This is a genomic window from Tepidanaerobacter syntrophicus (assembly GCF_001485475.2).
Classification (GTDB): Bacteria; Bacillota; Thermosediminibacteria; order Thermosediminibacterales; family Tepidanaerobacteraceae; genus Tepidanaerobacter; species Tepidanaerobacter syntrophicus.
On sequence record NZ_DF977000.1, the window covers coordinates 106,115 to 119,620 of the forward strand.

Here is a 13,506-nt window from a genome sequence, read left to right on the forward strand (position 1 = left end):
TTTCTCCGGACATTTGTCATCCTCCATGCCGGTGTAGAAGTCTTTCGCCTAAAGAAGGCGTTGCATTTATGAAGCGTTGATGCCCTTTGCTTTCATAAATACAACACCTTTAAAATCTACTCAAATAAATCAATATACTTTTCAATAGCCCAAGCCGCGCCTGTGTGGCGATACTCTTTAGGTGTAACCTCTACATGAGGGGGAAGTTTTGGCAGCCAATCAAAATGTCTTACAAAAACTGCGTTTTTTGCAAAGCTTAACATAGGCACATCGCTTTCACCGTCTCCAACAGCCAGGACTTCTTCTGGTAAAACACCGATTTTCTCGCATAAGATTTTAATGCCGCGTCCCTTATCACATGTGCCGCTGTTTATTTCGCAAAGATAAGGATATGAACGGGTACGTTTAAGGGAAGACAGCTCCTTGGGCCAAATACTATATATTTCCAGGGCTCTTTCTCCGCTTTCTACTACCAGCATTATTTTTGCTACATTTTCTCTTGTAAGTTCGTCAGGGCTTTTTGCAACTTTTTTAGGATTTACTTCAAAGGCGCTTAGTCTATCTAATAACCATTCTTTATTTACCAGAGGGCCACAGTACATCTCGATATCCTCAGCCCGGAAGATAACTATTGCCACATCAGGCATCTTCCCGCTAAATTTTATAACGCCATCTGCTTCTTTAGGTGTTATCAAGTCTTCCCATATCAGCTCTCCTTGCCAATATATCAGGGCCCCATTATTTAGAACCAAAGGAGTTTTAAAATCAAGGCCTAATACATCCATTACTTTTTTAAGTCCGTCCCGATGTCTTCCTGTAACCAGCGCAATCTGAACGCCGCGCTCCATAGCCTTTTTTATGGCCCTTTCATTTTCTAAAGAAACATTATTCTCGCCATCTGCAACTGTCCCATCTATATCAAGGGCAATTAATTTTATTGCCACCAAAGATCATCTCCTTTGTTTCTTTTGCTTCATCATCTTGAGATATATCTATGCACTATTACATATGTGCGGCCCTTTTTGCTTTGTCCTCCGACTTCCATAATTTTTGCTCGTCCAAGCCGGTTAGCTGAAATTACATCTCCTTCTTTTACAGGAGCAGACGGATCTTTTACCGTTTTAAAATTTATGCGGACATTTTCTCCTTTTATAAATGGCGCCATCTTTGAACGGGAGATGCCAAAAGCGATACATGCAACCGCATCTAATCTTAAAGACGCAACTGTGCCCTTAATTTCTTTATAGGCTCTTTCAGGTTTTAAAAGTTCTTTTAATGAAATTTCCTCAACTTCTACCGGGGCATTCCCTACTTTTAAAAGATTCGTTCCTATATATTCCATTATTTCTTCTTTGACAACTATATCGGTATAATCTTTTCCTACCAATATATCTCCAATCTTTTCTCTATTTATGCCCAAGCCCAAAATTGCTCCAAGGTAATCTCTATGCCCAGGATGGGCGCTTAGGTCTCTAGAGGTTATTCTCAAAGCACCGATAGGTTGCTTGAATGGTTCATCTTCCATTCCCTTAGGGTAAGCCACTAATATCCTGCGTTCGGCATTTTCGTAACCGCCATCAAGATAAAAATCCATATCCGGAAAACCGCTAGCTACATTTCTTGCAATTTCCTGTTCTGCAGGATCTAAGAAGTTTGACGCTCTTTTTTCTCTGTTTTTTTTAGCTATGGTAAATATATCGCGCAAGCGTGCTTCCATTTGCTTTTCGTTGGTACTGTCCAAACATTTCACCACCAAAATATTTTTTTATTTTATATTATCATATATTTTTTTAAATAACAGTTTAAATAATTTTATCCTTGCTTTCTTTCAACTTGGTAAAGTAAGCGAAAAACTATTTTCTCCATGCTCTCACTTAGTTTTTTAAGGTCACTGCTTCGGATTCTTGTCTTTTTATCCATCAAAATCGGTTCCCCTATATTCACTACGATTTTACCAGGGCGCAAAAGGTAATGGCCTACCGGCAAAACCTTGCGGCTGCCGGATATGGCAACAGGTATTATGGGGGCACCGGATTTTAAAGCAAAATATGCCCACCCCGGCATAAATTCCTTTAACTTGCCATCTAGGCTAACGCCGCCTTCCGGAAAAATTCCAATAGCTTCTCCATCTTCAAGTTTTGCTAAGGCCCGCTGTATGTGCTTAAAATCTCCTTTAGGATCGTTTATTGGAATTGCGCCGCCTGCCCAAATTATAAGGCCCACAATTGGAATTTTGAAAAGGTAAGATGCTGCAAGAAAGGTAATTTTTCTAGGCAGACATGCCATCAATACCAAAGGATCTATTATGCTTTGATGATTCGCTATAAGGACAAAGGGGCCTTTTTTTAAAATATTCTCTTTTCCATATACCTTTATGCCGCCTGTTAATAGAAAAATTATCTGGCACAAAACCTTAAAAAACGGATATAGCACGATAACACCTCAAAAAGTTTTGTAGATGAGAACTGAAAACCGATTAATTGTTTTGTTATTTATAAATATCAAAGCGCTTTATAATACTATAATAAATGTCAAGGTCGAACTTCATTATATTATACCATAAACAATTAATCATGCGAATGCAGCAATAAATGCAGATCAAAGCCCTTAAGCGGTTTTTTGTACAATTTAAAACCCGGCACCTATTATGCCGGGAAAATATAAAAGGGATGAGTATTTACTTAATTTGCAACAAGCCTGCAAAGCTCTTGTGTCATTTCTGAAGTAGTGGCAGAACCTCCTAAATCCGGAGTAAGGTGTTTGCCGTCTTCTAAAAGCTTATAAATCGCAGTTTGTATAGAATTTGCCGCCCGGGTCTCGCCGATGACTTTTAGCATTTCAACTGATGACATTAGTAGAGCCAAAGGATTTGCTATATTTTTGCCTGCTATGTCAGGAGCGCTGCCGTGGACTGCTTCAAAGATCATATAATCTTCGCCTACATTCATACCGGGCACAACTCCCAGACCCCCTACCAGTCCTGCGCATAAATCAGAAATGATATCTCCGTACAAATTTTCCGTAACTATAACATCAAATTTTTCCGGCTGCTGCACTAGTTTCATGCAGGTATTGTCCACTATCAGTTCATCATAGGCTATATCACTGTATTTATCGGCAGTTCTTCGAGTTTCCTCTAAGAAAAGACCATCGGATTTTTTCATAATATTGGCCTTATGTACCGCCGTTACTTTCTTACGGTTATTTTGACGCGCATACTCAAAAGCCTTTTCAGCAATCCTACGGCTGGCTTTTCGAGTTATTACCTTTATGGCTTCGACTCTGTCTTCATTTATTACATTTTCTATTCCTGCATACAGGTCTTCTGTGTTTTCCCTAAATATTACCATATCTACATCGCTAAAAGGCGTCTTTACACCGGGCAGTGACTTTACCGGCCTTATATTGGCATAAAGGTCAAAGGTCTGGCGAAGGGTAACGTTAATGCTCTTAAAACCTTTGCCTATTTGTGTTGTTACAGGACCTTTTAATGCGATTTTATTGGCTTTTATGCTCTCTATTGCAACATCCGGCAGAGGATTTCCATAAATCTGAAGGGCTTTTTGCCCAACCTCCTGCACATCCCACAAAACATCTACGCCGCTTGCGGCGATTATAGACTTTACAGCATCAGTAATCTCGGGACCTATGCCGTCTCCCGGAATCAACGTTATTTTATGCATCGCTTTTTCCCCTCCTGCTCTTCATATAGTTTATATATCCGCCGCAAAGCAGGATTTCTTTTTCTCTCTCGGTAACATCTAAAACCAACTCTATATCTTTGCCTAAGGTTTTATCTGCTGCGATAATTGTATTTCCATTCTTAAGTTGGCCGGCTATATCCTTAATTTCTATTTCGTCAAATACATTTATTTCATCATAATCTGACGGGTTTTTAAAGATAAGCGGGAAAATTCCGCTGTTTATAAGGTTGGCTTTGTGTATGCGGGCAAAGGACTTTGCAAATACAGCCTTTATTCCAAGATATAGCGGCGCAAGCGCTGCATGTTCTCTGCTTGAACCCTGCCCATAGTTTTCACCTGCCACAATAAACCCGCCGTCATTTTCTTTGCACTTTTTAGCAAAATCCGGGTCTATCGGCGAAAAGCAAAAATTAGAAAGATATGGCACGTTTGACCTATACGGCAGCAGGCTTGCTCCCGACGGCATGATATGGTCGGTTGTTATATTGTCTTGCACTTTTAGAACGACCTTTTTTGAAATTATATCACCCGGTGGAGTATTTAAAGGAAACGGCTTTATGTTAGGTCCTTTAATTACTTCTTTTGATGGGTTTTCCTCAGGAGTCAGTATCATGTTGTCATTTACATAGGAAAATTCCTCAATATCTTTAAATACATCTTCTCCCAAAATAGTCGGATTTGTAATCTTCCCATATATAGCAGATACGGCTGCAGTTTCAGGGCTTACGAGATAAACCTTGGCAGATTTTGTGCCGCATCTTCCTTCAAAGTTCCTGTTAAATGTGCGAAGGGAAACGCCATTTGTCTCCGGTGCTTGCCCCATGCCTATACACGGCCCACAGCCACACTCCAAAATTCGGGCTCCGCAGTCTATAAGGTCTTTTAGTGCTCCCGACATGGAAAGTTTTGTAAGAACTTGCTTTGAACCGGGAGAAATAACTAAGCTCACGTCAGGATGAACTTTTTTGCCTTTTAATATTCGAGCAGCTATAGTCAAGTCCCTATAAGATGAATTGGTGCAGCTTCCTATAGCCACCTGGGTTATCTTTGTGCCCTCCAGCTCGCTTATGGGTTTTACATTGTCAGGACTGTGGGGGCATGCAGCCATTGGGACAATTTTTGAAAGATCTATAGTTATACTTTCATCATATACTGCATCATCATCTGCCTTAAGCTCTACAAAATCCTTCTCTCTTCCCTGCAGCTTTAAAAATTCAAGGGTTCTTTCGTCTGATGGAAAAATAGAGGTAGTTGCTCCTAGTTCCGCTCCCATATTTGTTATGGTTGCCCTTTCAGGAATTGATAGGGTTTTTACTCCTTCTCCAGAGTATTCGAATACCTTACCCACACCGCCTTTTACGCTAAGTTTTCCTAGGATATAAAGGATTATGTCTTTTGCGGTAGCAGGTGGATTTAGTTTTCCTTTTAAGACAATATTATATACTTTAGGCATAACCATTGAGTAAGTTGCATTGCTCATAGCAACTGCCACATCCAGCCCCCCTGCGCCTATGGCAAGGCTGCCGATGCCTCCTGCGGTAGGGGTATGGCTGTCAGAACCTAAAAGGGTCCACCCGGGTTTTGCAAATCGCTCCAGGTGCACCTGATGGCAGATACCGTTGCCGGGGCGGGAAAAATGTATTCCATATTTACCCGCCACGGTCTTTATATACAAATGATCATCGGCATTTTCAAATCCGGTTTGCAGCATGTTGTGATCTACATACGCAACTGAGCATTTTGTTTTTATCTTATCGATGTCAAGGGCTTCAAGCTGAAGATAGACCATAGTCCCGGTTGAATCTTGTGTTAATGTGGAATCTATGGCAATTTCAATGTCGCTTTGGCTTTCCATTGATCCTGAAATTAGATGTTCTTTGATGATTTTTTGTGTAAGATTAAGTCCCAATTGCAAGCCTCCTAAATTGCATGTTCAATATCTTTGTTTACATGCTCGTAGTATAGATTCAAAAGTTCTGCGTCAGTCAAGGGCCGCTTAAGTTCTACTGATGTTTTACGAACGCTTTCGAGAATGATATTTGCCAAGCCATCATCAATATTAATATTGTATTCGCTAAGTTTCTTTTTGATGCTTGCAGTTCCGGAATGTTTACCTATTACAAAACGCCTTGTAAGTCCTACATCATCAGGATCGAATACTTCATAGGTTTTCGGGTTTTTAATTGCGCCGTCTGCATGAATTCCCGACTCATGGGTAAAGATGCTTGTTCCTACTATAGCTTTCCATGAAGGCAAATCACGGCCGGAAGCTTTTGCTACATACTCACAAATCTCCCGGAATTTCCTTGTATTCTGTTTCATATCAAATCCTAATAGATGTTTCAGCGCCATTACAACTTCCTCTAATGCCGCATTGCCCGCGCGCTCGCCAAGGCCATTTACTGTAACGCCAACATGAGTAGCCCCTGCGCTAACACCTGTAATCGCGTTTGCTGTAGCCATACCGAAATCATCATGTGTGTGCATTTCTATGTCGATATCTACTGCCTGCCTTATTCTTTTTATCCTCTCATATATCTCCAAAGGAGTCATTATTCCTACTGTATCACAGTACCTGATGCGATCAGCGCCGGCCTGTTTTGCGGCTTTTATGAATTGAATCAGGTATTCCTCGTCGCTGCGGCTTGCATCTTCTGCATTAGCTGAAACATATACGCCTTCTTTTTTAGCATATTCTACTGCTTTTACCATTTTTTCTAAAACTTCTTCCCTCGTAGAATGCAGCTTATCTTTTATATGCATATCAGAAGTTGCTATGGAGATTGCAACAGCTCCTACTCCGCATCGAAGTGATTCTTGTATGTCCTTTATTACGGCTCTGTTCCAAGCCATTATGCGTGCATTGAGCCCTAGTTTTGCAATAGCCGTAATTGCCTCTTTTTCGTCTCCACCCATTACCGGAGTACCTGCTTCTATCTCGTCTACACCTATCTCATCTAGCATCTTGGCTATTTGGATTTTTTCCCTATTTGCAAAAACTACTCCCGCTGTCTGCTCCCCATCCCTCAAAGTCGTATCAACAATATATATCTTCCGATCCTTTTCTGTCATTTTTATTCCTCCCTGGCTTTTTGTATAATTGTATACAATTATACCTGTTCACCTGGATTTCGTCAATACTTTTTTGCAATTTTATTTTTGCATTTTTGACACCAATTAATAAGGTCATGACTAATGAGATCTTGTTTCTTAACTTTTGCACAAAACTACTTAAAAAAACAGCCTGAACCTCATACATATCTAAGGTTTCAGGCTTTTTATCTTTATCCTAAACTTGTTGTGCAACAACTCATCTTTTAGTAAAAGCGATGATCTTATTTATCCGTCCTAAAGTCATAAATCTCTTGGAAAAATCAGCACCTGCGATGTTTGCTAAATCCGCCTCATGGATTTCATGAAAATTTATGTTATGCCTTATACTCATTCTCGAATTTTTCAAGGAATGCAACGAGAGCCTCAACGCCCTCCTTAGGCATGGCATTATAGATAGATGCACGTAAGCCGCCGACGCTCCTATGTCCTTTCAAGTTATCAAAGCCGGCCGCTTTGGCTGCCGCAACAACTTTTTCATCAAGTTCTTTATTTCCTGTCACAAAGGTCACATTCATTAATGAACGGTATTCCTTTTCCACTGTGCCGTGGAACATTTTACTCTTGTCAAGAAAATTATATAAAATAGCAGCCTTTTCTTCATTTATTTTCTGCATAGCAGAAAGTCCGCCGATATTTTTAAGGTATTTGAAAACTTTGCCGCAAGCGTATATGCTCCAGCAGTTCGGCGTATTATACAGAGAACCGCTTTTTGCGTGTATATCGTAGCGCAGGTATGTAGGCACTTTTTCGTCCAAATCTTCGCGAATAAGATCCTCGCGGATTATCACTATTGCCATGCCAGCCGGGCCAACGTTCTTTTGTACGCCGGCAAAGATTAACCCATAATCTGAAACATTGCAGGGTTTAGATAGAAACATTGACGACTGGTCAGTAACCAATATCTTTCCCTTGGTATTCGGGAGCTTTTTGAAGGTTGTGCCGTGTATTGTTTCATTTTCGCAGATGTACACATAATCGGCATTAGGATCAACCGGCAGATTCGAGCAATCTGGAATATATGTGTAGTTTTTATCTTTACTTGTTGCAATCACGTTAACTTTTCCGTATTTCTTAGCTTCCAAATAGGCTTTTTCCGACCATGCACCGGTTATTATATAGTCGGCAACACCGTTTTTCATAAGGTTCATAGGCACCATTGCAAACTGCAGTGTGCCGCCGCCTTGAATGAACAATACCTTATAATTATCAGGAATGTCCATTAGTTCACGCAAATCCGCTTCAGCCTCGTCCATGATAGTTTGGAAAACCTCAGAGCGGTGTGACATTTCCATAACACTCATACCGCATCCTCTGTAGTTTAACACTTCACTAGCAATCTCTTCCAGCACCGGTGTAGGCATCATGGCGGGACCGGCTGAAAAATTATAAATTCTGTTGTAATCCATTTATAACACTCCAATCCTTTCTACTTTGTTTTACTTTCATATCAAGTGTTGAAGTAGGCAACCTTGAATGCAAAAGTTTAACTTAATATATTCTATAACAATTTTACTTTTCCTCTTTTTGTATTAAGAAAACTTCATCAATAATACCACTTGCTCCAACATACCCTTCATATATAACTTTATTATACTGCAAAAAGGATTTTTTAACTATTAAAATTCCTTAACTGTTTTTTGCTAATTTTTTCACCTTACTTTTTATTATACTTATTATCAAAAATCATCCTTCTGTCGATAGACTAATTCTTACTGGTGTCTTATTTTATTAAAATGATATAATATTGGTAGACAAGGATATTTTTAAGGTTTCCGACGACAATTTCAAAGGAGGGAAGAATATGGCCAACACAGCGGCATTTTTTGACATTGACGGCACACTTTTTCGAAATTCTCTCATGATTGAGCATTTTAAAAAATTAATAAAGTATGAAGTAATAGACCCTCGTGTTTGGCACGGCCGTCTTAAGGACTACTATTCTGAATGGGAAAAGCGCTACGGGGATTTTAATGATTATATGGATGAATTGGTAAAAATTTATGTAAAAGAACTTAGAGGTATAAATAAATCCTATATTGAATTTGTGGCAAGTCAGGTAATAAATATGAACTGGGATAAGGTCTATCGATATACCAGATCAAGGATTAACTGGCATAGGCAGGAGGGGCATATGATATTTTTTATATCCGGCGCTCCTGATTTTCTTGTGGAGAAGATGGCTGAAAAATATAAGGTTACAGCATATAAAGCAACTCAATATATTGTAGACGAAAACAATAATTTCACAGGCGAAGTTCTCAGTATGTGGGATTCGGAAAATAAGCAAAGGTCTATAAATCAGCTTGTATGCTCATATCAGGTGGATTTGGACAAGAGTTTTGCATACGGAGACACCACAGGAGACCTTTCAATGCTCAAAATAGTAGGCAATCCCGTTGCCGTCAATCCTGTCAAAAAACTGCTTCAAGCTATAAAAAAAGATGAAGATCTTTCAAAAAAAGCTAAAATTATCATAGAGCGAAAAGATGTAATATACAGGACAACGCCTGAAGTTGAGATATTAGATATTTAGGCTCGCATATAAGCAGGAGGTTAGTATGGAAAAAATCATAAAAGCTTTAGCTCAAGAATTAAATATAGAAGAAAGACAAGTTGCGGCAGCCGTTGAACTTCTAGATAGCGGAAATACGGTGCCTTTTATAGCTCGGTATCGAAAAGAGGCAACCGGAGGTCTGTCAGACGAACAGCTTCGCCTGCTTTCAGATCGGCTTTCCTATCTTAGAAATCTTGAAACAAGAAAGACTGAAGTTGCAAGGCTTCTAGAGGAAATGGAAAAGCTTACACCGGAAATTAGGCAAAGCCTTGATAGGGCTCTAACTCTTCAGGAAATAGAAGATATTTACAGGCCCTTTAGACCTAAACGAAGAACCAGGGCTACTATCGCCAGGGAAAAAGGGCTTGAGCCTCTGGCAATAAAAATCTTATCCCAAGAAAATGTAGTTGATGAACAATTTGTCGCATCCTTTGTAGACCCGCAAAAAGGTGTTTCAACTTGTGATGAGGCTTTAACAGGGGCCCTTGATATTATTGCTGAAACTATTTCAGATGATGCGAAAATTCGCAAGCTCATAAGGGATAAAGCCTGTAAAAAAGGAATTATAGAGACAACAGGCCTTACCGATGAGACGTCAACTTACTCGATGTATTACGACTTTAAGGAGCCTGTGCAAAAAATCGTCTCACATAGAATCCTTGCAATAAACCGTGGCGAAAAGGAAAAATATCTTCAGGTAAAAATCTCGGTTCCCGATGATGAAATTATAGAAATAATAAAGGCCGAATATATAAAGAAGTCTTCGCCTACCTCTAATCTTATGGAAAACGCCGTTGAAGATGCCTATAAGCGGCTTATTTGGCCTTCAATAGAACGGGAAATCAGAAATATGCTGACAGAAGAAGCCGAGGAACAGGCGCTTTCTACATTTTCTAAAAATCTCAAACACTTAATTCTTCAGCCTCCTGTAAAAGGCCGTATAATAATGGGGTTTGATCCTGCGTATCGAACCGGCTGTAAGATTGCAATAATAGACGCATCCGGAAAACTTTTAGCGTGCACGGTCTGCTATCCCACTCCGCCGCAGAATAAGTTTGATGAATCGAAAAAGGTTATTTTAGATTTAATAGAAAAGTACCAGGTTGATGTTATTTCATTGGGAAATGGCACTGCTTCCAGGGAAAGTGAAAAATTCCTGTCGGAAATCTTAAAGGAAAGCTCAAGACCTGTTTCTTATGTCATTGTAAGTGAGGCAGGCGCTTCGGTATACTCTGCGTCAAAACTTGGAACCGAAGAATTTCCGAACCTGGATGTTTCATTTAGGGGAGCTGTCTCCATTGCGCGGCGCCTTCAAGACCCTTTGGCAGAGCTGGTAAAGATAGACCCAAAATCACTTGGTGTCGGCCAATATCAGCATGATGTAAATCAAAAACGGCTTTCAGAAAAATTATCAGCTGTTGTAGAAGACTGTGTGAATACTGTAGGAGTAGATGTAAATACTGCGTCTCCTTCTCTTCTTAGCTATGTAAGCGGCGTCAGCTCATCTATTGCTTTAAATATTGTAAAATATCGGGAAGAAAACGGCATGTTCAAATCAAGAAAGGAATTTTTAAAGGTGCCAAAACTGGGACCAAAGACCTTTGAGCAGTGCGCAGGATTTCTTCGCGTACCGGAAAGCAGCAATATTTTGGATAATACTGCTGTTCATCCCGAAAGTTATGATATAGCTGAAAAGATTATGAAGCTTTATACTTTAGAGGAACTTAAAACAAAAAGTTTTTCTGAAAATGAAATTGCTCAAATGGCTTCGAATCTTGATATCGGCATCCCTACCCTAAGGGATATCCTGTCAGAGCTTAAAAAGCCGGGCCGTGATCCTCGTGAAGAACTTCCCGCCCCCATCTTTCGCACTGATGTGCTGGAAATTTCAGACTTAAAACCGGGCATGGTTTTAACAGGCAGTGTGCGTAATATAACAGACTTTGGAGCATTTATCGATATCGGCGTTCATCAGGACGGTCTTTGCCACATATCGGAGCTTTCTGATGGCTTTGTGCGTTCACCTTTTGATGTGGTAAGTGTCGGAGATGTGGTAAGAGTTAAGGTGTTATCCGCGGACAAAGAAAGGGGAAGGATAAGCCTTACGATGAAAGGATTATAACTGCAAAAATAAAACACCATAATAAAAAAAGACTTAGGGCAGCCGGGATATCCCGGCTGCCCTATAAGATTTACCTATGCTTTATGCAGCGCCGATTTTTGCATTGATGCTACCACTTTATAGCATATAAAAGTAGCAATGGTGTTTACTGCCGCTGCCGGCAGAACCACTGTTGTAAAAAGCACCGGAAAAGCAAGCGGCAGGCTTCCCACCACAAAAAGAGCTGTTCCTAAAAAGACCGTGCCGCTTATTATAGTTCCAATAATTGCTGTAATTATTACTGCTGCATTTTGGTTAAGATGTGAAAATGCCTTTATCATTGCTATAACAGCAAATGCCGTAACAATTTTGTCGCACATATTTGCTATTTGGCCTCCGGGAAAACCGGTGGTCAAAGCGGAAAATATACCCGCGAGTATGCCTGCAAGCACAGCATTTTTCGGGCTGCTGTCTATATAAAGGGCTACAAATAGCATTGACAGCAGAAAATCAGGTTTCATTCCTCCCATAATAGGTGGAACTATATAGTGAAGCACCAATCCAATTGCTATCAAAAGCGATGTCAAAATCATATCTCTTAATTTCATAATATTTCCTCCAAATCGTGATTTATTTTAAAAACCTGTTAGTCTAACTTGCTTAAAGCTTCCTGTAAGACCTTATCAGGCAAACTGGAGTTTTGCAGTTTACCCGAAAGATAATTGTCATAAGATGCCATATCGAAATATCCATGACCGCTTAAGTTAAATAAAATCGTCTTTTTTTCTCCGGCTTCTTTGGCTTTTAAGGCTTCATCGATTGCTGCCTTTATAGCATGAGCCGACTCAGGCGCCGGTACAATCCCTTCGTTTTGCGCAAAAAGCACTGCTGCTTCAAAAATATCCTGCTGGTCATAGGCAACAGCCTCAATAAATCCATCATGCAAAAGCTGGCTTTCAAGAGGCGATGCTCCGTGGTAGCGCAGACCGCCTGCATGGATTCCAGGTGGAACAAAATCGCTTCCCAAGGTGTACATCATCATCTTTGGAGTCAAATGAGCCACATCGCCATAATCATAAGTGAACTTACCTTTGGTAAGACTTGGACATGCAGTAGGTTCTGCCGCAATTATGCGGACCTTTTTGCCTTCCTTTATTTTGTCATGTACAAAAGGCATGGCAATTCCGCCAAAATTGCTGCCGCCGCCGGAACATGCTATTATTACATCCGGATAGTAGCCTGCTTTTTCCATTTGTTTTTTAGCTTCAAGACCAATTACTGTTTGGTGAAGAACTACGTGGTTTAGCACGCTGCCTAAAGCATAGTTCGTATCGGAATTTTTCACTGCGTCTTCCACTGCTTCGCTTATTGCAATACCTAAGCTTCCTAGTGAATCCGGATGTTCTTTCAGCACAGCGCGGCCGGCATCTGTTTTATCTGTGGGGCTTGCAAATACTTCTGCTCCAAAAAGCTGCATTATCGAGCGCCGATAGGGCTTTTGTTCATAACTTACTTTAACCATGTAAACCGAGCATTTCATATCAAAGAACTTGCAAGCCATGGCAAGCGCTGTTCCCCACTGCCCTGCTCCGGTTTCGGTTGCAAGCCGTTTTATCCCTTGTTTTTTATTGTAGTAGGCTTGGGGGATAGCGGTGTTTAGCTTATGGCTTCCGGCAGGACTTACTCCTTCATATTTAAAGTAAATTCTAGCCGGGGTATCCAAAGCTTTTTCCAGTCTGTGTGCCCTATATACAGGAGACGGCCTCCATAATCTGTATAATTCTCTAACCTCTTCAGGTATTTCTATAAATCGCTCTGTGCTCATTTCTTGCTTTATGATTTCCTCAGGAAATATTGCTCCCAGCTCTTCAGGAGTCGCAGGTTTTCCTGTGGCAGGGCTAAGCGGAGGTTTTAATGGGGTCGGCATATCTGCCTGAATATTATACCAGCTTGTTGGAATTTCGCTTTCTTCAAGTAATATTTTTGTATCTTCGTTTTTCATTGCCTTCATCACCTCAAATAGATAATTTTAT

Annotated in this window: 11 protein-coding genes; 2 read left to right on the plus strand and 9 right to left on the minus strand. The window is 40.4% G+C overall.

From position 1 onward, the window contains the following. Positions 1-116: 116 nt before the first annotated feature. From TSYNT_RS03670 to serC, 7 genes are all read right to left on the minus strand, one after another. The gene (locus TSYNT_RS03670; protein WP_162780985.1) at positions 117-944 is read right to left on the minus strand and encodes an HAD-IIB family hydrolase; all 828 of its coding nucleotides are present in this window, start codon (positions 942-944) and stop codon (positions 117-119) included. A 32-nt stretch (positions 945-976) separates the two neighbouring features. After that, the gene (locus tag TSYNT_RS03675; protein WP_059031828.1) at positions 977-1,741 is read right to left on the minus strand and encodes a YlmH family RNA-binding protein; all 765 of its coding nucleotides are present in this window, start codon (positions 1,739-1,741) and stop codon (positions 977-979) included. A gap of 71 nt (positions 1,742-1,812) precedes the next feature. Then, positions 1,813-2,433: a lysophospholipid acyltransferase family protein gene (locus tag TSYNT_RS03680; RefSeq protein ID WP_059031830.1), complete on the minus strand. Its 621-nt coding sequence runs from the start codon at positions 2,431-2,433 to the stop codon at positions 1,813-1,815. Between the two features lie 248 nt (positions 2,434-2,681). Then, entirely contained in the window at positions 2,682-3,683 is a 1,002-nt protein-coding gene (locus TSYNT_RS03685) for an isocitrate/isopropylmalate dehydrogenase family protein (RefSeq protein WP_059031832.1), read from the minus strand. Beyond that, the gene (locus TSYNT_RS03690; RefSeq protein ID WP_059031835.1) at positions 3,676-5,613 is read right to left on the minus strand and encodes an aconitate hydratase; all 1,938 of its coding nucleotides are present in this window, start codon (positions 5,611-5,613) and stop codon (positions 3,676-3,678) included. Before TSYNT_RS03690 ends, TSYNT_RS03685 begins: the two co-directional genes overlap by 8 nt. 11 nt (positions 5,614-5,624) lie before the next feature. Then, positions 5,625-6,776: a homocitrate synthase gene (nifV, locus tag TSYNT_RS03695; protein ID WP_059031837.1), complete on the minus strand. Its 1,152-nt coding sequence runs from the start codon at positions 6,774-6,776 to the stop codon at positions 5,625-5,627. 356 nt (positions 6,777-7,132) lie between these two features. After that, positions 7,133-8,224, minus strand: a complete 1,092-nt coding sequence (serC, locus tag TSYNT_RS03700) for a 3-phosphoserine/phosphohydroxythreonine transaminase (RefSeq protein ID WP_059031839.1) — start codon at positions 8,222-8,224, stop codon at positions 7,133-7,135. A 395-nt stretch (positions 8,225-8,619) separates the two neighbouring features. On the opposite strand from serC, the gene TSYNT_RS03705 reads away from it, so the two are divergent. Beyond that, a complete protein-coding gene (locus TSYNT_RS03705; RefSeq protein ID WP_059031840.1) occupies positions 8,620-9,351 on the plus strand; it encodes an HAD family hydrolase in 732 nt (243 codons plus the stop codon). Positions 9,352-9,376: 25 nt separating this feature from the next. Beyond that, complete coding sequence (locus TSYNT_RS03710) at positions 9,377-11,494, plus strand: Tex family protein (RefSeq protein ID WP_059031843.1); 2,118 nt, start codon at positions 9,377-9,379, stop codon at positions 11,492-11,494. Positions 11,495-11,568: 74 nt separating this feature from the next. On the opposite strand, the gene TSYNT_RS03715 is transcribed toward TSYNT_RS03710, so the two are convergent. Together TSYNT_RS03715 and TSYNT_RS03720 are read right to left on the minus strand one after the other, a co-directional pair. Next, positions 11,569-12,081: a tryptophan transporter gene (locus TSYNT_RS03715; RefSeq protein WP_059031845.1), complete on the minus strand. Its 513-nt coding sequence runs from the start codon at positions 12,079-12,081 to the stop codon at positions 11,569-11,571. 38 nt (positions 12,082-12,119) lie between these two features. After that, on the minus strand, positions 12,120-13,475 hold the full coding sequence (locus tag TSYNT_RS03720) for a TrpB-like pyridoxal phosphate-dependent enzyme (RefSeq protein WP_059031847.1): 1,356 nt from the start codon (positions 13,473-13,475) through the stop codon (positions 12,120-12,122). Positions 13,476-13,506 lie beyond the last annotated feature (31 nt).